16 protein-coding genes and 2 pseudogenes are annotated in these 20033 nt (G+C 65.9%); 8 read left to right on the forward strand and 10 right to left on the reverse strand.

Annotated elements, in window-relative coordinates:
- Nucleotides 1–2 precede the first annotated feature (2 nt).
- Together QTH97_RS22340 and QTH97_RS22345 are read right to left on the reverse strand one after the other, a co-directional pair.
- Nucleotides 3–1001 (reverse strand): LacI family DNA-binding transcriptional regulator, encoded by a 999-nt coding sequence (locus QTH97_RS22340; RefSeq protein WP_286570660.1) that lies wholly within the window; start codon nucleotides 999–1001, stop codon nucleotides 3–5.
- Entirely contained in the window at nucleotides 998–1981 is a 984-nt protein-coding gene (locus QTH97_RS22345) for a LacI family DNA-binding transcriptional regulator (protein WP_286570661.1), read from the reverse strand. The genes QTH97_RS22340 and QTH97_RS22345 overlap by 4 nt, the downstream gene beginning before the upstream one ends.
- 202 nt (nucleotides 1982–2183) lie before the next feature.
- Here QTH97_RS22345 and QTH97_RS22350 point away from each other — a divergent pair, with 202 nt between their 5' ends.
- The 4 genes from QTH97_RS22350 (at nucleotide 2184) to QTH97_RS22365 (ending at nucleotide 7281) form a co-directional block, all read left to right on the forward strand.
- Nucleotides 2184–3359, forward strand: coding sequence for a UxaA family hydrolase (locus tag QTH97_RS22350; RefSeq protein WP_286570662.1), 1176 nt, complete (start codon nucleotides 2184–2186; stop codon nucleotides 3357–3359).
- 20 nt (nucleotides 3360–3379) lie between these two features.
- The gene (locus tag QTH97_RS22355) at nucleotides 3380–4978 is read left to right on the forward strand and encodes a UxaA family hydrolase (protein WP_286570663.1); all 1599 of its coding nucleotides are present in this window, start codon (nucleotides 3380–3382) and stop codon (nucleotides 4976–4978) included.
- 131 nt (nucleotides 4979–5109) lie between these two features.
- Nucleotides 5110–6081 (forward strand): Bug family tripartite tricarboxylate transporter substrate binding protein, encoded by a 972-nt coding sequence (locus tag QTH97_RS22360; protein ID WP_286570664.1) that lies wholly within the window; start codon nucleotides 5110–5112, stop codon nucleotides 6079–6081.
- 3 nt (nucleotides 6082–6084) lie between these two features.
- Nucleotides 6085–7281 carry an L-talarate/galactarate dehydratase gene (locus tag QTH97_RS22365; RefSeq protein ID WP_286570665.1) on the forward strand — a complete coding sequence of 399 codons (1197 nt, stop codon included), beginning with the start codon at nucleotides 6085–6087 and terminating at the stop codon, nucleotides 7279–7281.
- 32 nt (nucleotides 7282–7313) lie between these two features.
- On the opposite strand, the pseudogene QTH97_RS22370 reads toward QTH97_RS22365, so the two are convergent.
- The 6 genes and pseudogenes from QTH97_RS22370 to QTH97_RS22395 form a co-directional block, all read right to left on the reverse strand.
- Nucleotides 7314–8593, reverse strand: a pseudogene (locus QTH97_RS22370) (DUF3422 family protein).
- A gap of 86 nt (nucleotides 8594–8679) precedes the next feature.
- Entirely contained in the window at nucleotides 8680–9744 is a 1065-nt protein-coding gene (locus QTH97_RS22375; protein WP_286570666.1) for an Ldh family oxidoreductase, read from the reverse strand.
- 14 nt (nucleotides 9745–9758) lie between these two features.
- A complete protein-coding gene (locus tag QTH97_RS22380) occupies nucleotides 9759–10055 on the reverse strand; it encodes a Dabb family protein (protein ID WP_286570667.1) in 297 nt (98 codons plus the stop codon).
- Nucleotides 10052–11521 carry an aldehyde dehydrogenase (NADP(+)) gene (locus tag QTH97_RS22385; protein ID WP_286570668.1) on the reverse strand — a complete coding sequence of 490 codons (1470 nt, stop codon included), beginning with the start codon at nucleotides 11519–11521 and terminating at the stop codon, nucleotides 10052–10054. Before QTH97_RS22385 ends, QTH97_RS22380 begins: the two co-directional genes overlap by 4 nt.
- A gap of 7 nt (nucleotides 11522–11528) precedes the next feature.
- The gene (locus tag QTH97_RS22390; protein WP_286570669.1) at nucleotides 11529–11984 is read right to left on the reverse strand and encodes a nuclear transport factor 2 family protein; all 456 of its coding nucleotides are present in this window, start codon (nucleotides 11982–11984) and stop codon (nucleotides 11529–11531) included.
- A gap of 33 nt (nucleotides 11985–12017) precedes the next feature.
- The gene (locus tag QTH97_RS22395) at nucleotides 12018–12827 is read right to left on the reverse strand and encodes an RraA family protein (RefSeq protein ID WP_286570670.1); all 810 of its coding nucleotides are present in this window, start codon (nucleotides 12825–12827) and stop codon (nucleotides 12018–12020) included.
- A 162-nt stretch (nucleotides 12828–12989) separates the two neighbouring features.
- Here QTH97_RS22395 and QTH97_RS22400 point away from each other — a divergent pair, with 162 nt between their 5' ends.
- Nucleotides 12990–14585, forward strand: coding sequence for an IclR family transcriptional regulator domain-containing protein (locus QTH97_RS22400; protein ID WP_286570671.1), 1596 nt, complete (start codon nucleotides 12990–12992; stop codon nucleotides 14583–14585).
- Nucleotides 14586–14927: 342 nt separating this feature from the next.
- On the opposite strand, the gene QTH97_RS22405 is transcribed toward QTH97_RS22400, so the two are convergent.
- Together QTH97_RS22405 and QTH97_RS37015 are read right to left on the reverse strand one after the other, a co-directional pair.
- Nucleotides 14928–15617 carry a LysR substrate-binding domain-containing protein gene (locus tag QTH97_RS22405; RefSeq protein WP_353655648.1) on the reverse strand — a complete coding sequence of 230 codons (690 nt, stop codon included), beginning with the start codon at nucleotides 15615–15617 and terminating at the stop codon, nucleotides 14928–14930.
- 84 nt (nucleotides 15618–15701) lie between these two features.
- A pseudogene (locus tag QTH97_RS37015) lies at nucleotides 15702–15887 on the reverse strand (LysR family transcriptional regulator); the annotation flags it as partial.
- Nucleotides 15888–16005: 118 nt separating this feature from the next.
- Between QTH97_RS37015 and QTH97_RS22410 the strand changes: the two are divergent.
- The 3 genes from QTH97_RS22410 to QTH97_RS22420 all read left to right on the forward strand — a co-directional run bounded on the left by QTH97_RS22410 (nucleotide 16006) and on the right by QTH97_RS22420 (nucleotide 19958).
- Nucleotides 16006–16755, forward strand: coding sequence for an SDR family NAD(P)-dependent oxidoreductase (locus QTH97_RS22410; protein WP_286570673.1), 750 nt, complete (start codon nucleotides 16006–16008; stop codon nucleotides 16753–16755).
- Nucleotides 16756–16941: 186 nt separating this feature from the next.
- Complete coding sequence (locus QTH97_RS22415; RefSeq protein ID WP_286570674.1) at nucleotides 16942–17952, forward strand: TRAP transporter substrate-binding protein; 1011 nt, start codon at nucleotides 16942–16944, stop codon at nucleotides 17950–17952.
- 116 nt (nucleotides 17953–18068) lie between these two features.
- On the forward strand, nucleotides 18069–19958 hold the full coding sequence (locus tag QTH97_RS22420) for a TRAP transporter large permease (RefSeq protein ID WP_286570675.1): 1890 nt from the start codon (nucleotides 18069–18071) through the stop codon (nucleotides 19956–19958).
- The last annotated feature ends 75 nt before the right edge of the window (nucleotides 19959–20033 follow it).

Genomic DNA, 20033 nt, shown 5'->3' on the forward strand with positions numbered 1-20033 from the left:
TGTCAGGCACTGTCGCGGATCGCCAGCGAGAAGCCCACGTCGTGGATTCGCGCGCCTGCGGGCGGATCACGGCGCAGGCGCTGCGCAAGCAGTTCGCCAGTACGTTCGCCCAAGGCGCGAGAGTCGATCCGCACCGTGGTGAGCGGCGGGACACAGGCGGCGGCCACCGGAAGGTCTGAAAAGCCCACGACCGACAAGTCGCGGGGTACTGCCAGGCCACGACGCCTGCATTCGAGCAATGCCCCGAGCGCGAGGGTGTCATTGCTGCAGAACACGCCTTGCAGGTCCGGCGCGCTGGCCAGCAGTCGCGAGAGGCCGGCGGCACCGTCGTCGATGGAAGAGGGCGGTGCCGTGGCCTGCACCATCACGTCGCCGGCCCCTGCCCGTGCAATGGCGCTCCGGTAGCCTTGCAGGCGTTTGCGTGCGCGGTCCTCGTCCGCCCCGAGAAAGCCGAAGCGGCGGCAGCCGCGTGCCAGCAGGTGCGCGGCCACGGCCTCCCCCGTCGCCTCGTTGGAGAAGCCGACCACCATGTCGATCGGGTCGTCGCAAAGGTCCCAGCATTCGACCGTCGGGATGCCCGCTTTTTGCAGCTTGGATCGGATGCCGGCGTTGTGCGAGGTGCCCGTGAGCACCAGTGCATCGACGCGGCGGCCGATGAACGCGTCGACCAGTTTCTCTTCGGCATCGACGTCGTAGCCCGTCTGGCCCAGCAGCAACTGGTAGCCCGCCGTGCCAAGCACTTGAGAAAGGCCGTCCATGGTGTCGGCGAACCAGGCGTTCGACAGTGTCGGCACGATGGCGCCGACGATGCGGGACCGGCTCGATGCCAGCGTGCCGGCGTTGAGATTCGGGACATAGCCGAGCCGCGCCACCGCTTCCTGGACCGCCGCGCGCGTGGCGGGGGCAACGCTGTCGGGATCGCTCAGCACGCGCGAGACGGTGACACGTGCCACGCCCGCGGCTCTCGCCACGTCCGACATCAGCACTTTCGTGGCGTTCACGTGCTGGCCCGCTCCACGATCTCGAAGCCGATGTCGATCAGGCTCGGACCCTTCGTCTCACCCGACAGGCGCGCGAGCAGCATCTGGCCCGCGCGCTCGCCCATCTCGGCGCGGCGAATGAGCACGGTCGACAGGCGGGGCGACGCTGCACGCGCGACGGCCAGGTCGCCGAAGCCCAGCACGGCGATGCGTCCCGGCACATGCCAGCCGCGTTGCAGACACTCGAACAGCACGCCCGCTGCAAGCAGGTCGTTGTTGCAGAACACCGCAGTCACCTCGGGTCGCCGCGCCAGGATTTGCGCAAGGCGGGGACCGGCGTCGTCGATCAGGGCCGGAGGGCGGATCAGTTCTGCCTGGACGTCATCGATGCCGTGCGCGGCTGCCACGGCGCGAAAGCCCTCGAGCCGCAGCCGCGAGCGGTCTTCCTCGGCGCCGATGAAGGCCAAGGCCCGGTGCCCGCGGTCGATCAGGTGCTGCGCGGCCGCCTTGCCGGCATCCAGGTTCGAGAACCCGACCAGCATGTCGATCGGTGCGTTCGGCGGGGTTGGCAGGTCCCAGGTCTGCACGACCGGCACGCCGGCGCGCTTGAGCTTGGCGCGCAGCGCGGGCGATTGAGCGCTGCCGGTCAACACCAGGCCGTCGACGCGCCGGCCGAGGAAGGTATCGACCAGCGTCGCCTCGTCGCCCGGCCGATAGCCGCTCTGGCCCAGCAGCAGTTGGTAGCCGCCGTCGGCCAATGTCTGCGCGAGTGCCTCGACGGTTTCGGAAAACACCAGATTCGAGATCGTGGGAACGATCGCCGCGATGATGCGGGAGCGGTTCGAGGCGAGGCTGCCTGCGGTGAGGTTGGGCACGTAGCCGAGTTGCTCGACGGCGGCACGAACAGCGGCCAGGGTGTCGGGTGCCACCTTGTCGGGTTCGTTGATGGCCCGCGAGACGGTGACGAGCGAGACGCCCGCCACCTGCGCCACATCGCTCATGCGCGCGCGCTCGGGGGAAGGAGACGACAAGGGAGGAGGGGGCTGTTTACGGGTCAAGGCCAGGGTTATACCGCGGTGCTTGCGTTCATGGAAGCGCTTCCATACAATCGCCATCGACGCGCAAGGACAGCAATTTCGAAGAGGGCACTTCGCCCTTTTTGTTTATCTGAAAATGGAAGCGCTTCCATCACAAGGAACTACGATGCACGAGGTCACTTTTGAAGGATTTGTCCGCCCCGATGGCCGGGTGGGCACGCGCAACCACATTGGCGTCTTCGTGGTGGGCAACTGCGGCGCCACGGCCGCACGGCGTGTTGCCGACCATTTCAGTGCCAAGCGACTGGCTGCGTTTCCCAACGTGAACGAGGTGTTGCCCTTCGTGCACGAGATCGGCTGCGGCATGGAGGCCACCGGCGAGCCGATGAACCTGCTGCGCCGGACCATCGCGGGCACCATCCGCAATCCCAACATCGCCGGTGCCGTGGTCATTGCGCTGGGCTGCGAGCGCAACAACATCCGCGCGTTCTTCGAACAGGAGCAACTCGTGCCCGGCCCGATGCTGCACATGCTCGTAATGCAGGAAATCGGTGGCACCGCGAACACCATCGCCGCCGGAATCGCCGCCGTCGAGGCCATGCTGCCCGAGGCGAACCGCTTCCGGCGCCAGACCGTCCCGGTCGAGCATCTCGTGGTCGGCCTGCAATCGGCCGCCACCGATGGCGACACCGCCCTGTCGGCCAATCCGGCGCTGGGCGCAGCCATCGACCTGCTGGTGGGCCATGGAGGCACCGCGATCCTCTCCGGGACCAGCGAACTCGCGCCGGTGGCGCAGCGCGCCGTGGCGCGTGCGTCCAGTCCGGCCGTCGGGGCGCAGCTGGAGCAGCGCATCCAATGGTGGAAGGGCTATACGGCGGGACGAGACACCGGGATGACCCGCGCGGCCTCGGCCGACGAGGGCGCCGGCCTGCACCGCGCCGGCAGCTCGCCACTGCAGGCCGTCTACGAGTACGCCCATCCGGTCACGCAACGCGGGCTGGTCTTCATGGACGCTCCGGCCTATGCCGCCGTGTCGGCCACGGGCCAGGTCGCCAGCGGCGCCAACATGGTCTGTCTCACGACGGGCAGCGGCTCCGGCTTCGGCGCTGCACCGGTGCCCACCGTCAAGCTGGCCAGCAACTCGGCCGTTTTCGCGCGCATGGAAGACGACCTCGACATCGATTGCGGCGGCGTGCTGGCCGGCGACATCGGCGTCGAACAGATGGGCCAGTTGGTGTTCGATCGGATGCTCGCGCATGCCTCGGGCCAGGCCACCAAGAGCGAGGAGCTCGGCGTCGGGCGCGACGAATTCGTGCCCTGGCCCATCGGCGTCCTGGCTTGACCAAAGAGGAGACAACCCCCATGAACACATCGAACACAGCGACCACTGCTGCCATCGTTCCGACGATCGCATCGACCGTGAAGCCCTCGGAAGCTGTCCAGCGCAACCCCTTCATCCGCCTCGACCCCAAAGACAACGTCGTCGTGGCCCGCATTGAAGTGCCCGCAGGCACCGCCGTGCCGAGCGAAGGCGTCGCCACGCTGCAACTCGTGCCCGCGGGCCACAAGCTGGCAGCGCGCTTCATTGCCAAGGGCGAGCCGGTGCTCAAGTACAACACCGTGATCGGCTTCGCGTCCGATGACCTGCCGCCGGGCACCTGGATGCACAGCCACAACATTGCCTTCGGCGATCTGGTCAAGGACTACCGTCACGGGCTCGACTATGTGCCGACGAAGCTCTTTCCGCCTTCGGAGCGTGCGCGTTTCCAGGGCATCGTGCGCGCCGATGGCCGAGTGGCGACACGCAACTACGTCGGAGTGTTCATCGTCAGCCACGGCGCTGCCACGGTCGCTCGAAAAATCGCGAGCCATTTCGACGAGGAGGAGCTGGCGGATCTACCGAACGTCGATGGCGTGGTGCCCTTCGTGCACGAGCAGGGTGCGGGAATGGAGCGCAGCGGCGAGCCGATGGAACTGCTGCGCCGGACCATTGGCGGCTACATCCGTCACCCCAATACCGCGGGCGCGCTGGTGATCGCGCTGGGCGAGGAACACAACGCGCTCGATGAGTTCCTGGCCCATCAGAAGCTGGTTCCGGGCGCCATGCTGCAGACGCTCGTCATCCAGCGGGCGGGCGGCACGAAGAAGGCCATCGCCGCCGGGATCGAACAGGTGCGCAGCATGCTCGCGGCCGCCAACGACGTCCGGCGCGAGCCGGTGTCGGCCGAGCACATCAGCATCGGGCTGCAATGCGGCGGCTCCGACGGCTTCTCGGGCCTGTCGGCCAATCCGGCGCTGGGCCGCGCGATGGAGATCCTCATCGAGCATGGCGGCACGGCGATGCTCTCGGAGACCTCGGAGATCTTCGGCGTCGAACACACGCTGACGGCCCGCGCCGTCACGCCCGAAATCGGCAAGAAGCTGGTGGCGCGCATCGACTGGTGGCTGCGCTACAACGAGGGACGGGACACCCAGATCAACGGCCGCGTGAGCCCGGGCAACAACGCCGGAGGCCTCGCCAACGTGCTCGAGAAGTCGCTGGGCGGTGCGAAGAAGGGCGGCAACGCGCCGCTCATGGAGGTCTACGAATACGCGCAGCCCGTGACGCAGCACGGCCTCGTCTTCATGGACACACCCGGCTACGACCCGGTGTCGGCGACCGGCCAGATCGCAGGCGGTGCGAACCTGATCTGCTTCACCACGGGCCGCGGCTCCTGTTTCGGATCGGTGCCGGCGCCGACGATCAAGCTCGCGAGCAACACGCCGATGTATGCACGCATGGCCAATGACATGGACATCAACTGCGGGGTCGTCATCGACGGCGAGGCCACCATCGAACAGATGGGCCGCGCCATCTTCGAACAGATCCTGCGCCATGCGTCCGGCGAGCCGACCAAGAGCGAGGCACTGGGCGTGGGCTTGAACGAGTTCGTGCCGTGGCCCCTCGGCATCTCGGACTGAAGTGCCCGCCTTCGTCCCAGTGGGCGGGACGCCGCCGCCCGCTTAGGGGACACCCTGCATGGTTCGCCGGTGGCAACCCCGATTCAATCAGACCAACCTCATCCCCATCGCATCCAAGGAGACAACGCACCATGAACAAACGTCGCTTTCTGGCTACCGCCCTGGCCCTCGCCACCGCGCTGCCGATGGCCGCACAGGCCCAGGCGGACTACCCCAACAAGCCCGTGAAGATCATCGTCCCGTTCCCGGCCGGTGGGACCAGCGACATCATGGGCCGCATGATTGCGGAAGGCCTGAGCAAGCAGCTCAAGCAGCCCTTCGTGGTCGACAACAAGGGCGGTGCAGGCGGCGCCATCGGCACCGACCAGGCCGCGAAGGCGCCGGCCGACGGCTACACGCTGCTGCTGTCGGGCATCGGCAGCAACGCGATCATCCATGGCTTCACGCCCAAGCCTTCGTACGACTCGGCGCGCGACTTCGTGCACATCTCCCAACTCGCTGCGGGCCCGAACGTGCTGGTGGTCAACCCCGAGTTTCCGGCCAAGAACTTCAAGGAGTTCGTGGCCTGGGTCAAGGCCCACCCCGGCAAGTTCAGCTACGGGCAGGTCAACGCGTCGTCGGGCCATGTGACCACGGAATACCTGAAGCAGGTGGCCGGCCTCGACATGGTCGGCATCCCCTACAAGGGCGGTGCGCCGGCCCTCAACGATGTGGTGGCGAACCAGATTCCGGGCATGTTCACCAACCAGGATGCAGTACTGCCTTTCGTGAAGACCGGCAAGCTGCGCGCCCTGGTGGTGACGAGCGCCGAACGCAACCCGCTCTACCCGGACGTGCCGACCGTGGCGGAGTCGGGCTACCCGGGCTTCACCGCCGTGTCGTGGACCGGCCTGTCCGCGCCGAAGGGCACGCCGAAGCCGATCGTCGACAAGCTGGAGGCGGCGATGGTCGCTGCCTTCAGCGATCCGGCGGTGCGCGCGAAGCTCGAAGGCAACGGCTTCGTCGTGCTCTCGTCGAAGTCGCCGGAGTTCACGAAGTTCGTGAACGATGAAATCAACCGCTGGTCGAAGGTCGTGCAGACCGCCGGCATCAAACTGGACTGAGTCATGAGTGCTGTCGAATCCAACATCGTTTCCTACGCCCAGGTCGGCGCCGACGCGCGCACTGCCGCCGAAACCGGCGACCGCATCGCGCACATCAAGCTGTCGCTGGTCTACCTGCCGCTGGCCACGCCGGTCAGCGATGCCAAGGTGCTCACGGGCCGGCAGAAGCCGCTGACCGAGATCGCCTTCATCTTCGCGGAGATCGCCACGCGCGACGGCCACTCGGGCATAGGTTTCGGGTATTCCAAGCGCGCGGGCGGACCGGGCATGTACGCGCACGCGAAGGAGCTCGCGCCCAACCTGATCGGCGAGGACCCGAACGACATCTCGCGCCTCTTCACCAAGCTCTTGTGGGCTGGCGCCAGCATGGGCCGCAGCGGCCTCACGACGCAGGCCATCGCGCCCTTCGACATCGCGTTGTGGGACCTGAAGGCCAAGCGTGCGAAGCTGCCGCTCGCCAAGCTGCTCGGCGCCGAGCGTGACTCAGTGCAGTGCTACAACACCTCGGGCGGCTACCTGCACACGCCGCTCGACCAGGTGCTCAAGAACGTCGAGATCTCCCGCGAGAGCGGCATCGGCGGGATCAAGCTCAAGGTCGGACAGCCCGACCTCGCGATCGACATCGAGCGTGTGGGTGCCGTGCGCAAGCTGCTCGGCGATTCGTTTCCGCTGATGGTCGACGCCAACCAGCAATGGGATCGGCAGAAGGCCACGCGCGCGTGCCGTGCGTTCGAAGGCTTTGATCTCACGTGGATCGAGGAGCCGCTCGACGCCTACGACTTCGAGGGCCACGCCCAGTTGACGGAGCGCTTCGATACGGCCATCGCCACCGGCGAGATGCTCACCAGCTTCGGCGAGCACGCGCAGCTGATCATGAGCGAGGGCAGCGACTTCATCCAGCCGGACGCCCCGCGCGTCGGCGGCATCACGCCCTTCCTGCAGATCATGAGCCTCGGTGCGTTCAAGGGGCGCAAGCTGGCTCCGCATTTCGCGATGGAGATCCATCTGCACCTGGCCGCCGCGTACCCGATCGAGCCCTGGCTCGAACACTTCGAATGGCTGGGTCCGATGTTCAACGAGCAGATGCAGTTGAAGGACGGTCGCATGCATGTGTCCGACCGCCCGGGCCTGGGTTTCAGCCTGAGCGAACAGGCGCTCCAGTGGACGGCCGAAACCGAGGCGTTTGGCAAGCGACCCTGATCGCGCCGGGATGCGGTGCCAGGCACCGCATCTCAGTGCGAAAACATGCTTCGATGCAGCCGCCGCAGCGACAGCCAGACACTGGCTCCCACGAGAGGAATGGCGAGTGCGGTCGTGGTTTCGACGGAGAACGGCCATCCGATGCTCTGGCCGCCTTTGGCCAGATAGCTCACCAGCCCCACGATGTAGTAGGTGATGGCCGCCACGGACTCCCCTCGACGGTCGCCTGCAGCTTCAATTGCAGGTCCTGGCGCTGGTTCAGTGCTTCCAGCAAGGCCTGGCTGCTCTGCTGTTGCTCGATCTCGACCCTGGTGCGTAGCAGGTTGCTGATCCGCGAAACCCGCCCTGAGAGGGCATCCTGGCGCCGTGCCGCCCACTCGCAGGTCTTGCGTGCCGGTGTCAGGCGCCGCTCGATGAACTCGCCGATCGTCTGCAGCCCTTCCAGGGCCGCCTCATCAATCTGCGCGATGCGTTGATCCATCAGCTCGAAATAGGCCGTGCTTGCCGAAAACCGCGAGTGTGTCGCCGCGTACTGGCTTTCCACGTGCGCGGCCAGTCGAGTCAGCCGATCCAGCAGCTTGGGTTCTTCGTGCCGTTGTGCGCTGCGGATGGCGAGGGCGATCTCCGCGAGATCGCTCTCGGCGCTCGACAGCGCGGCGCCGGCATTGCGCGCCGCTGGCAACCCCAGCATCGCAGCCATCCGGTAGGTCTCGATCTCCAGCAAGCGCTGCACCAGCCTGCCCAGTCTGCGCGATGGCAATGCGTCCGCATACACCAGGAACCGGGAAGAGCCGTCCGGGTGAATGACGAAGTCGGTGAAGACTTCGGCCTGGTGATTGGCCACGGCAGAACCCAGCACGGATTCTTCTCTCAGGACCTGCTGACGCCAGGTATCACCCGTGGTTCGCGATCCGGGAAGCACCCACACATCGAGACTGCTCAAGCATTGGCCAGGCAGACCGTTCATCCATGCGTGTGGCACGGCCTCGGCGGCGCTTGCAAGGCGGTTGCCTGCGAGTTCGTTGTCCCTGATACGAACCGTGAATGTCCAGGTGACGAACTCCGTGTGCAGTTCCCATCGCAGTCGGAAGGAACCCAGGTCGACGCGCAAATGGGTCGTGTGCTCGTCGGGCAGGGGCAACTGGTGATCGCGCAGCAGCGCGGCCAGATGAAGCCGACTTTCCACCCGCTGCGCCGCATCGGCGAGCATGACCCGATGCGCGATCGCCAAAGGCGCAGCCATGGCCTCGGGTGGACGGGCGTGAACCTCGTTGTGAAGTGAGGCGCGCTCAGGATGTGGCGCCGGTAGCATGACGGGGCATTCGGAGTTGTCGGGAGTCTAAGCGCGCTCTGCGACGGCGGTCGGCAACAGGCGGACACGCCGCCCGAAAGATATCGTCATGCAGTCGTACGAACGATGCCCCGCTCGGCCATGCAGGCCGCCAAGGCATCGGCGATGGTGCGCGACAGCGGCACCCCTTGCGCTTGCGCCGCGCGCTGCTGTGACATCGCATGTTCGCCCGGGACACGTACCTTTTCAACGCCAGGCCGAGGCGGATTCTTCCGGCACGCCTCGGCCAGCCAGGTGCTCTCCGCCTCGAATGCTGACCGACCACCGAATGCGTCGGGGTCGATCACTTGCAGGAAGACGTTCATGAGCGTTCCCCTCGGGTGGGTGTTGCGCCCCAGCCCCGACAGTACCTGAGTCAATGCTTCCACAAGCAATGCCAGGCCGTAGCCCTTGTGCCCGTGATCCAGGCCGCCGATAGGCAAGAGGCTCCCGCCGCCCGACACGGCCGCGGCGGGGTCGTCTGTCGGATGGCCCGCCGCATCCAGCGCCCAGGCGGCTGGAAAGCGCTGGCCCGCCTTCGCGAGTTGCTTCGCCCGATTGTTCGTCGTGATGGACGCACTGATGTCCAGCAGCACGGGATCTCCGGTCGTCGGTATGCCTGCCGCGATGGGGTTGGGCGTGAACAGGCTGCGCGTGCCGCCGAACGGCGCCACGCCGGCAGCCGCTGGCCCGGAGCAACTGAGGATCGGCAGCAGACCGCGCTCCGTCAGGCGCGGAAGGTAGGTAGCGAGTGCCCCGGTGTGGTGGCTCCCGGCGATGGTGAGCGTGAAGACGCCGTGGATCGCGATGCGCTCGAGCGCGAGATCGATGCCGCGTTCGATCAGCCAGGCGCCCGGCAGGCGATGGCCCTTCCAGGCGACGCACGCCCCGCGATCGGAAATCACTTCGGGTTCGCCGTCGCAAGCCATGTCGCCCGATTCCAGCGCATCGACGTAGCCGGGCGCCAATGCCAGGCCATGGGTGGTGTGACCCATCATGTCCGCGAGAACCAGCGGTCGGGCGACGCTGCCCGCCTTGGGCTCGGCGAGGCCGGCCGCAGCAAAGAGCCGGGCGACGTCGCCTTCGAGCGCAGCGCGCGGCCATCGCTCGATGTTGGGTTGAGCGTTGCTCATGGAGGGTGACCCGTTCAGACGGTGTAGTCGACCGCCGCCCATTCGAAATAGGGCTTGAGATCGGCCACAAGAGCCTGATGCAGGGGATGGAACAGGTAGTCGTCGAGCGCCTTCGCGTCGGCCACCTCCGATTCGAGGACGTAGCCCCAGCAGATCGGACGGTCCAGTTCGTTGGCAGCGAACTTCCAGCGCTGGATGGCCGGGATCTGCGCACCGAGGGCGGCCATGCGGTTCGTCAGCGCTTCTTCCAGTCCGGGGTTCTTCGCCACCTCCGCCTTTCTTCGGAACAGCACGATGTGGCGCAGCGTCATACGGGCACTCCCTTGCGATCGAGCATCCATTGAGGCGGGTCCTGCAAGGCCACGGGTCGAAGAAAGCGGTCCATGGCCGCATAGCCGACCGAAGTGGTGAAAGGTTGGGTCGATGCCGGATACGGGCCGCCGTGATGCTGGGCCGCGGTGACGGCGACACCTGTCGGAACGCCGCTGAACAGCACGCGGCCAGCGACCTGCGTGGCAGCGCGCACCAGACGGCGTGTGTCTTCGCTCTGCGTCTCGGCACCCCAGAGGGTCACAGTCAGCGAGCCGCCGATGGCAGCCAGCACCTGTGTTGCTTCATGGGTCGACGCGACCCGCACGACCAATACGGCCGAGCCGAACACTTCTTCGTGCAAGGCCCGGTTGGCGATGAAGTCTGCGCCCGACACCTCGCCCAGGAACGGTCGTGGCAACTCCCCGCCCGTGTCGTCGTCGACCAGGGGCGCGAGCTGCGGCGTCCCACGCCATTGCGCCACGCCGCGCTCGAAGGTCGCACGAATGCCAGCCGACAACATGGCATGCGGCTGCATGCCCCGAAGTGCCGTTGCGAGAGCGCTGACGAAGGCATCGCCAGCGGTGCCTTCGGGCACCACGATCACGCCGGGACTGGTGCAGAACTGGCCCGCACCGAGGCAGATCGATCCCGCCAGCGTCGCGGCCAACTCGGCGCTGTCCGATGCGAGCGCCGACGGAAGGACCACGAGCGGGTTGACCGAACCGAGTTCGCCATAGAAGGGGATGGGCCGCGGCCGTTCGGCGGCGACCTTGGCCAGCGCGATGCCGCCCTTGTACGAACCGGTGAACGCGACGGCGGCAATGGCCGGCGCCCGGACCAGCCTCACGCCGACTTCGATCGAAGCGCCTTGCACGAACTGGAAGACGCCTGCGGGCAAGCCTTGGGCGTCCACGACCTTTCGAGCCAATACCGCGGTTCGACGAGAGAGCTCGGGATGTGCGGGATGGCCCTTCACGACAACGGGGCACCCTGCGGCCAGCGCTGAGGCCGTGTCGCCGCCCAGCACCGAGAACGCGAAGGGAAAGTTGCTGGCCGAGAACATTGCGACCGGGCCGATCGGCACGCGCACGCAGGTAAGTCGCGGGCGACCGGCCGGCGGCGCACCGGCGACGGCTGCGTCGTCGGTGAGGGCATGCGCCGCGCCGCGTTCAACTTCATCCGCAAAGCCGCGGAGTTGGAAAGTGGTGCGGTCGAGTTCGCCGTTCAGGCGGGGCAGGCCGAGGCCGCTTTCGCGATCGGCGAGCGCGACCAGCGCTTCACGATCGGCTTCAAGTGCATCGGCCAGCGCGCGCAGCAAGGCGCCGCGCCGGGCCGCGGCAGTGGAGGCGAAATCATCGGCCGCGTTCGCCGCAGCCCGCACGGCCTCGTCGATCTCGGTGCCCGTGGATTCGGCCCAGCGCTCGCCGATGGCGGCGCCGGTGCGTGCTTCGATGGATTGGAGCATCTCTTTCTTACTTGCTCTTGAGCGGATAGCCGCGTCCCACGTAGTCGAAGGCGACGAGTTCGTTGATCTTCACCTCCTTGTCGGCAGGCGCTGCGTAGTAGGCGCGGATCTCGGCGATCTTGCCGGTCTCCGGGTCGAAGTCGTACCACTCGGCACCGCGCAGGGCGGTGCCGCTCTTGTTCTTCCAGTGCGTCCACTCGATCATGGCCTCGGGCGAGTTGTGGCTCACGATCAGCTTGTCGATGGTCCATTGCGAGCCCAGCGTCTCCACGCACCATTGCCACTTCTTCGCGATGGTGTCGGCCGAGCGCCAGGGGATCTCGGGCAAGCCTGCCGGAAAGTAGTGCACGGCATCGGGCGTGAAGCAATCGACCAGTGCGTCGTAATCGGCAGCGTTGCAGGCATCGAAGTAGCGGCGGATCAGCGCGGCGTGGTCCTCGGGCGTGAATTTCGAAGCGGCCATGTTCGGGTCTCCTGTTCTATCCGGGTCAGTGGATCAGCGGCTGCCTGCCGGCTTGGCCGGCGCGATCGTCGGGCGGCCGTCGGCCACCCATTGCCTGTGCTGCGCGCGCGTTGCATCGCTCGGGGGGTAGAGGCCCCAGAGCGCTTCGCCGGCCTGCACCCGCAATGCGAGGTAGGCCTCGATGTCGTCGCGCTTCTCGCAGAGGTCGGCCATCTCTTCGGCCAGGTGGGCGGGGATCACGGTGATGTTGTCGCCGTCGCCATGGATCACGTCGCCGGGATACACCGCGACGCCGGCGCAGCCAATGGGCACCTGCAGGTCGGCCACATGGTGATAGGACAGGCGCGTGGTCGCGGTGACGCCCGTGCACCAGATCGGAAAGTCCATCTGGCTGAGTTCAGTGCCGTCGCGGAAGGTGCCGTCGGTGATCACGCCGCGAGCGCCGCGCATCATCATCCGCGTGATCAGCATATTGCCCATGGAGGCGGCGCGGCCGTCCTTGTTGCTGTCGATCACGAGCACGTGTCCGGGCTCGATCTGCTCGACGCCGACCCATTGCAGGTTGTCGGCGCTGGGTTCCGTCGTGAGATTGCCGTAGACATCCACATCCTCGCGCGCCGGGATGAAGCGCATGGTGTACGCCCGGCCCGCGAAGGGCTTGATCTTCTTGTTCAGCGGCGTCAGCCCGTGCAGCACGGGTTGACGGAAGCCCTTGATGTAGAGCTGCGTCGTGAGCGAGCCGCTCGTGGCCTTGGCGAGCCGATCCAGCACGGCGTCGGAGACGTAGGGCGCGGGTGCCCTCTGAGGAATCGAAGACAGGGGCGGGGGAGGCGTGGTGGTCATGGTCTTGTCTCAAACAGTGGGAACGAACAGGCTAGGGCAGTCGGTGAGGAGGAATGGTGCTGATCGTAGGGAACACGCCCGAAAAATAGAATGACCCGCGACAGGCTGCCGACATCGTTCGGCACGTCAAGTACCATCATTTGAGACAAAAAGGCGAAAAGCATGGCCACATCACCCGGCGAAGGCACCGGCGCTCTCGAAAAAGCGCTCGATGTGCTGGACGCCATCGGTTCCTCGCCACAAGGCCTGGGGCAGAGCGAGTTGGCCGAGCGGCTCTCGCTTCCGCGCACCACGGTCTACCGGCTGCTCGCGACGCTGGTGGCACGCGGCCTGATCCGGCGCGACCCGCTGCGCAAGGTGTATTGCCTGGGCTTTCGCTGTTTCGAGATGGCGCGACAGGCCTACGCGATGCCCGATCTCGTCGCGGCCGCCGCGCTGGAATTGCGCGCACTGCGCGACCTGACGGGCGAAACCAGTTATCTCGCCACGCTCGATGGCCGAGAGGTGATCTCGCTCGAACGCTGCGATGGCGCGCACAGTCAGCGTTCGGCCGCTGCGCTCGGCCAGCGCAAGCCCGTGCATTGCACCAGCCAGGGGAAGGCGATCCTCTCCGCCATGCCCGACGACGCGCGCGACGCGATCGTGCGCGACGCGGTGCTGAAGCCGCTGACGCCGCTCACGATCACAGACCGCCGTCGGCTGCAGGCCGAACTGCGCATCACGAAGGCGCGCGGCTATGCCATCGACGACGAGGAGATCGTTCTCGGTGTGCGCTGCGTGGGTGCGCCGGTGGTCGACAGCGCGGGACAGGTGCGCGGGGCGATCAGCGTCGCAGGTCCGGCCTACCGCCTCACGCGCTCGCGTCTCGAGTTGCTGGGACCCGAGGTGGCCGAAGCGGCGCGGCGTGTCGGGGCGCAGTTGCCGCCGGTCGGTGCGGACGCAACCGCCAGCACCGAGGCGGCAGTGACCGCGCTGCCGGGAAGCTGGGCCTTTCATGGCGCCTATCCGATTTGGTCGGCCGATGGCGAGCGCCTTTGGTGGGCCGATGCGCTTGCCCCTTCAGTGCATCTGTTCGAGCTCGGCCAGGACCGAGAGGTCACCACCCTCGACGGGCCTGTCGTCGGCTTGCTGCGAAGCGGTGGCGATGTCGTCGTTGTCACGGAACGCGCTGCTTTCCGCGTCGACGCGCAGGGCAGCAAGCGTCCGCTCACGCCCTGGTTGTCGGGCCAGGTGCTCGCGGTATGCAATGGCGACGATGAAACCGTGTGGGCCGCCATCGCATTGCCGGAGGCCGGCGCCGCCGTGGGACAAGTGCGCGGGGACGGCACGCTGGATGTCCAGTGGCGAGTCGGCGAAACAGTGCAGTCCCTCGGCTGGAGCGCCACGAGCGATGCGCTCTACGCGACCGCGCCGGTGTCCGGTGCGATCTTGCTGCTGCAGCCGGGCCAGGGCGTGGTGCGACGTCTTGCTTCGGTGCCCAAGGGCTCGGGGCGGGTGAGCGGCCTGGCGTTCGATGCGCAGGGAGGCATTTGGACCGCGCTGTGCGATGGCTGGTCCGTGGTGCGGTTCACGCCCGATGGCCAGCTCGACCGGGTCGTGGGCTTGCCCGTGCCGTGCGCGACCGACCTGGCCTTTTCACCGGCGCCGGACGACACGGGTGGTGAAAAGCTGGTGATCACGACGGCGCGACACAGCGTGCCGCTCGACACGCTGCCCAGTGCGCCGTTGTCGGGACGGCTCGTCACGCTGACGACCTGAAGGAAAGCGCACGACGCCTGTCGCGCCCCGACCGCTCCTCAGGCGACCGAAGTACTCAATTCAGTCGAGGGCTCGACTCGAGCCGATGGACTTCCGACCAGAAACCCTACGAGAGCAGCCAGGCTTGGAACGATTGCCACAGAGAGGAACGACAAAATCATTGGGGACTCCACCAGGGCAACAGCGCCCTGCGGGGTCAGTGTAAACCCTTAGGTGTTTACCCGGAAGTATTCGGTGTGGATCAATGTGCGAAATACCCTGCGTTGATCCGGGCGCTGTTGCAACCGAGGAGCCTGTCGCGACACCACCCATGTATCTGCAAAGCGGGCCAATCGCATCTGTTCACGCTTTGCCGGGTTCAGGCCGTGGCCGTCGTGAAGGTCTTTTCCATCCAGCTTTTCGCATCTCTCGATCCGGTTCGCTGGCGGCCCGTTCCAGAACCCAGTCGACGAAGCTCATGACCTCTGGGCGTTGAGCGTGTCGCTCTGGGTACACCAGAAAATGCGCCTGCACCGGCAAATACTCTCCTGATGCGAATACCGGCCGCAGCCGACCCTTCCGTAGATGCGGCTCGCCGATGGAAGTGCTTTCGAATGCCACTCCCAGGCCCTGCACTGCAGCATCGAGCGCCATGAATGCGCGGTCGAATCGATAGGCGTAGCTCCCAGGCGTATGGGCAATCTTCTGGGCAGTGAACCAGTCCGGCCACTGGAGCACGCCGACGGTGGACTGGATGAGCGGAACGTTCATCAGGTCTTCAGGCGTGGTGATGCGATGGCGCCTGATGAACGAGGGACTTGCCAAGGGCATGATCTGCTCGTCAAAGATCGTCTTGACCGCGAGTTGCGGCCAATGCGCCGCGCCGTATCGGATGTCGATGTCCGTGTGGCCGGCGGAAAAATCCGAATGCACGACGGACGCTGACATCGACAGCGAAATGCTGGGATGGTCTTTCGCGAAATCCGTGAGGCGCGGCATCAGCCAAAGGGTGGCGAAGCTCGGTGTCGAGTGCACATGCAGCGTGTTGCGCACCCCCTTCCTCGCGTTGTCGGTGGCCGCACCGATTGCGGCCATTGCGCCGCTGACCCGCCTCAAGTAGTCATCGCCGGCAATGGTGAGTTCGACGTTGTGCGCAGTGCGCTCGAAGAGCCGAATGGCCAGGAATTGTTCAAGCTTGGCGATCTGGTGACTGACGGCCGAGGCAGTGAGATGCAGTTCGCTCGCGGCCGAGGTGAAGCTTCTTCGCCGTGCCACGGCTTCGAAGGCCGCGAGGCAAGTGAAGGGTGGAAAGGACGAGCTCATGGTGTGAATCCGGGTAAACCCAATGATGACGATACATCAACCTACACTGAAATAATATCGCTTTTCTTCATGCATGCAAGTTCCCACAATCACGACATCAACACACGTGGAGACAAACATGCTGCTATCAAACAAGGTCGTCCTCATCACCGGCGGTGCCGGACTCAATGGCTTGGGTTTCGCCACTGCGCTGCAGATGGCCAGTCATGGCGCGCTGGTCGCGATCATGGATCTGGAGAGCGCCGAGCCCGCGAAAGCCGCGGCGCAACTGGGAACCGAACATCTGGGCGTGGTGGCGAGCGTCACGGACAAGGCAGCCGTTGACCGTGCGGTCAACCAGGTGCTGGAGAAGTTCGGCCGCATCGACATCCTCGTCAACAACGCCGGCATCACCCAGCCGCGCAAGACGGTGGACATCACGGGCGCCGACTACGACGCTGTGCTCGACGTCAGCCTGCGTGGCACCCTCTTGTGTTCCCAGGCGGTGATTCCCGCGATGGAGCGTCAGCGCAGCGGCTCCATCATCTGCATCTCCTCCGTCTCCGCGCAGCGCGGAGGCGGCATCCTCGGCGGTCCGCACTACTCGGCCGCGAAAGCTGGGGTGCTCGGGCTGGCCCGTGCGATGGCGCGCGAGTTGGGTCCCGTCGGCGTCCGCGTCAACTGCATCACCCCGGGCCTGATCGGCACCGACATCATCAAAGGCAAGCTGACCGAAGAGAAGAAGGCCGAGATCGCCGAGACGGTCCCTCTCGGACGGCTGGGCGACCCCAAGGACATCGCAGGGGCCTGCATCTTCCTCGGCAGCGACTTGTCGGCGTACTGCACCGGCGTGACGCTGGACGTCAACGGCGGAATGCTGATTCATTGACGCCCTGAGAGGGAGCCGCCTGCTGCCAGGCTTTCCGCTCCCCGCGCTTTCCAGTTCTCGCAGACGACAGCCAACGGGTGCCCAGGTGCCCGGACGGCGGAGCCTTGCAGAGGCCGTCCGCCAATGATCCTCCGAGTGCCGCGGACTGACGGCACAGACTGAACCACAAATGGAGACAAGCACATCATGACCAAGCTAACTCGCCGCACCTTGCTGGCTCGATCCGCTGTACTTCCGTTGTTCTCGATCGTCACGCATCGAGCGGATGCAGCCGAGTTCGAGCTCAAGTACGCCACCGGACAAGACCCGACACACCCTGTGAACCTGCGCGCCAAGGAAGCGCACGATCGCATCCGTGAAGCAACTTCGGGCCGGGTCAACATCAAGCTCTTTCCGGCCAATCAACTTGGCAGCGACACCGACCTCCTGACGCAGGTGCGAAACGGCTCTGTCGAGTTCTTCAACCTCTCGTCGCTGATCCTGTCGACCTTCGTGCCGGTCTCGGGCATCACCAGCGTCGGCTTCGCCTTCAAGAACTATGACGACGTGTGGAAGGCGATGGACGGCGATCTGGGCAACCACATTCGCGCCGAGATCGCGAAGACGCCCATCTTCACCGTCTCGAAGATCTGGGACAACGGCTTCCGCCACGTCACCTCCTCCGGGCGCGAGATCAAGTCCGCAGCCGATCTGAAGGGCTTCAAGGTACGGGTGCCTGCCGCGCCTCCGCTGACTTCCCTGTTCAAGTCGCTCGATGCCGCGCCGTCCCCCATCAACTTCAACGAGGTCTACACGGCCCTGCAGACGAAGGTGGTGGAAGGCCAGGAGAACCCGCTCGCCATCATCGCCACCGCGCGGCTCTACGAAGTTCAGAAGACCTGCAGCCTGACCGGCCATGTCTGGGACGGCTACTGGGTTCTGGGCAACAAGCGCGCATTCCAGAAGCTGCCGCCGGACGTTCAGCAGATCATCACGCGAGAGCTGGACAAGTCAGCGACCGATCAGCGCGCCGACGTCGCCAAGCTCAACACCAGCCTGATGACCGATCTCAAGACCAAGGGCATCACCTTCATCGACGTGCAGCAGGAAGACTTCCGCAAGAAGCTCGCGAGCACGGGCTTCTACGGCGAGTGGAAGACGAAATACGGTGCAGCGCCCTGGGATCTTCTGGAGAAGGTCTCCGGCAAGCTCGGCTGACAGACAGCCACTCGCTCGCCCGGTGGCCTCCGGGGTGAGCGCTCCGTTCAATGAATGTGTGATGGGTGAGCCGCGCCTGCGGAGGCCGGCGGCCGCCTGTCGCGTGAAAGAAACCCATGAACATCTCTAGTGACGAGCCCGGCGCAGCCGGGCACATGGATCCGACAAGCGGGCGTGCGCCGATCGCATGGCTCGAGACCCTGAACAAGGCCCTGGCCACGCTGGTCGAAGTCCCGGCCGCACTGCTGGTGCTGGCCGAGGTTGTCGTGCTGCTGATGGGGGTGACGAGTCGATATGTCTTGCACGAGCCGCTCGTGTGGTCTGATGAACTGGCGTCGATCCTGTTCCTCTGGCTGGCGATGCTTGGCTCGATCGTGGCCCTGCAGCGCGGCGAGCACATGCGCATGACAGCAATCGTCGGCAAGCTTGATTCGCGAAAGCGAGCCTTCCTGGATCTGATCGCGATCGCTGCGGCCATTGCCTTCCTCGCCTTTGTTCTTCACCCCGCCTATGAGTTCGCGCAGGACGAGGTCTTCGTCACGACGCCGGCGATGGGCATCCCGAACTCCTGGCGGGCATCAGCGCTGCCGGTCGGTCTCGGACTGATGCTGCTGATCGGTCTGATGCAGATCTTCCGTCTTGGCCGAGTGAAAGACGCTTTGATGGCACTGGGCTTGGTCGCGCTCGTTGCCGGAGCAATGGCTCTGGCGGGGCCGCTGTTCACGTCGCTCGGAAACTGGAATCTCTTCCTCTTCTTCGTGCTCGGCGTCGGCGCCATGGTGTTGCTTGGCTTGCCGATCGCGTTCTCGTTCGGTCTGGCGACCTTCGGCTACATCGCGCTGACGACAACCACGCCCACGGTGGTAGTCATCGGCCGGATGGATGAAGGCATGAGCCATCTGATCCTGCTCGCCGTTCCGCTGTTCGTGCTGCTGGGCCTGCTTATCGAAATGACCGGCATCGCGCGCGCCATGGTCACCTTCCTGGCCAGCCTGCTGGGACATGTACGAGGCGGACTCTCGTACGTCCTGATTGGCGCGATGTACCTGGTCTCGGGCATCTCGGGATCGAAGGCTGCCGACATGGCGGCGGTGGCACCGGCGCTCTTCCCGGAGATGCGCAAGCGAGGCGCGAAACCCGGCGACCTGGTGGCCTTGCTTTCAGCCACTGGTGCGCAGACCGAAACGATCCCGCCTTCGCTGGTGCTGATCACGATCGGCTCCGCGACGGGTGTCTCGATCGCCGCTCTCTTCACGGGGGGCCTGCTGCCCGGTGTCGTCGTCGGGGTGACGCTGGCTGCACTCGTGTGGTGGCGCTATCGGGGCGAGGACCTGTCGGGTGTTCGCAAGGCGAGCGGTCGCGAGATCGCCAAGTCGTTCGCGATCTCGATTCCCGCGCTTGCGCTTCCCGTCGTCATCCGCGCAGCGGTGGTCGAGGGCGTCGCCACGGCGACGGAGGTGTCCACCATCGGCATCGTCTACGCCGTGCTCGCCGGTCTGCTCGTGTACCGGCAGTTCGATTGGAAGCGGATCTATCCGATGCTGGTCAGCACCGCGTCGCTGTCCGGTTCGATCCTGTTCATCATCGGTGCCGCCACCGGCATGGCCTGGGCCTTGACCCAGTCCGGGTTCTCGACCGCACTGGCAGACGCGATGAAGGCGTTGCCGGGTGGCGCGGTCACCTTCATGGCGGTATCGGTCGTCGCCTTCATCATCCTTGGTTCGGTGCTGGAGGGCATCCCTGCGATCGTGCTGCTGGGTCCGCTGCTGTTTCCGATCGCTCGCCAGGTCGGCATCCACGAAGTGCACTACGCGATGGTCGTGACCCTCGCGATGGGCATCGGCCTGTTCGCGCCGCCATTCGGGGTCGGGTACTACGCGGCCTGCGCGATCAGCCGGATCCATCCGAACGAGGGAATGAAGCCGATCGTGGGCTACATGGTCGCCTTGTTCATCGGAACGGTGGCGGTGGCTGCGATTCCCTGGATCTCGATCGGCTTCCTTTGACATCCCATGTTCACCGGCAATTCCCTCCACGACGCGCCGCGCGGAGTTGCCGTCTCGCCACTCACGATCGCGCGC

The sequence above is a fragment of the Variovorax gracilis genome, from assembly GCF_030317115.1.
Classification (GTDB): domain Bacteria; phylum Pseudomonadota; class Gammaproteobacteria; order Burkholderiales; family Burkholderiaceae_C; genus Variovorax; species Variovorax gracilis.

Bases quoted from the DNA above. Each gene is read 5' to 3' on its own strand.
- QTH97_RS22420 (WP_286570675.1), top strand. From the start codon at position 18,069: ATGAACATCTCTAGTGACGAGCCCGGCGCAGCCGGGCACATGGATCCG.
- QTH97_RS22365 (WP_286570665.1), top strand. From the start codon at position 6,085: ATGAGTGCTGTCGAATCCAACATCGTTTCCTACGCCCAGGTCGGCGCC.
- QTH97_RS22350 (WP_286570662.1), top strand. From the start codon at position 2,184: ATGCACGAGGTCACTTTTGAAGGATTTGTCCGCCCCGATGGCCGGGTG.
- QTH97_RS22355 (WP_286570663.1), top strand. From the start codon at position 3,380: ATGAACACATCGAACACAGCGACCACTGCTGCCATCGTTCCGACGATC.
- QTH97_RS22360 (WP_286570664.1), top strand. From the start codon at position 5,110: ATGAACAAACGTCGCTTTCTGGCTACCGCCCTGGCCCTCGCCACCGCG.
- QTH97_RS22415 (WP_286570674.1), top strand. From the start codon at position 16,942: ATGACCAAGCTAACTCGCCGCACCTTGCTGGCTCGATCCGCTGTACTT.
- QTH97_RS22375 (WP_286570666.1), bottom strand. From the start codon at position 9,744: ATGAGCAACGCTCAACCCAACATCGAGCGATGGCCGCGCGCTGCGCTC.
- QTH97_RS22345 (WP_286570661.1), bottom strand. From the start codon at position 1,981: ATGAGCGATGTGGCGCAGGTGGCGGGCGTCTCGCTCGTCACCGTCTCG.
- QTH97_RS22410 (WP_286570673.1), top strand. From the start codon at position 16,006: ATGCTGCTATCAAACAAGGTCGTCCTCATCACCGGCGGTGCCGGACTC.
- QTH97_RS22390 (WP_286570669.1), bottom strand. From the start codon at position 11,984: ATGGCCGCTTCGAAATTCACGCCCGAGGACCACGCCGCGCTGATCCGC.
- QTH97_RS22400 (WP_286570671.1), top strand. From the start codon at position 12,990: ATGGCCACATCACCCGGCGAAGGCACCGGCGCTCTCGAAAAAGCGCTC.
- QTH97_RS22380 (WP_286570667.1), bottom strand. From the start codon at position 10,055: ATGACGCTGCGCCACATCGTGCTGTTCCGAAGAAAGGCGGAGGTGGCG.
- QTH97_RS22395 (WP_286570670.1), bottom strand. From the start codon at position 12,827: ATGACCACCACGCCTCCCCCGCCCCTGTCTTCGATTCCTCAGAGGGCA.
- QTH97_RS22385 (WP_286570668.1), bottom strand. From the start codon at position 11,521: ATGCTCCAATCCATCGAAGCACGCACCGGCGCCGCCATCGGCGAGCGC.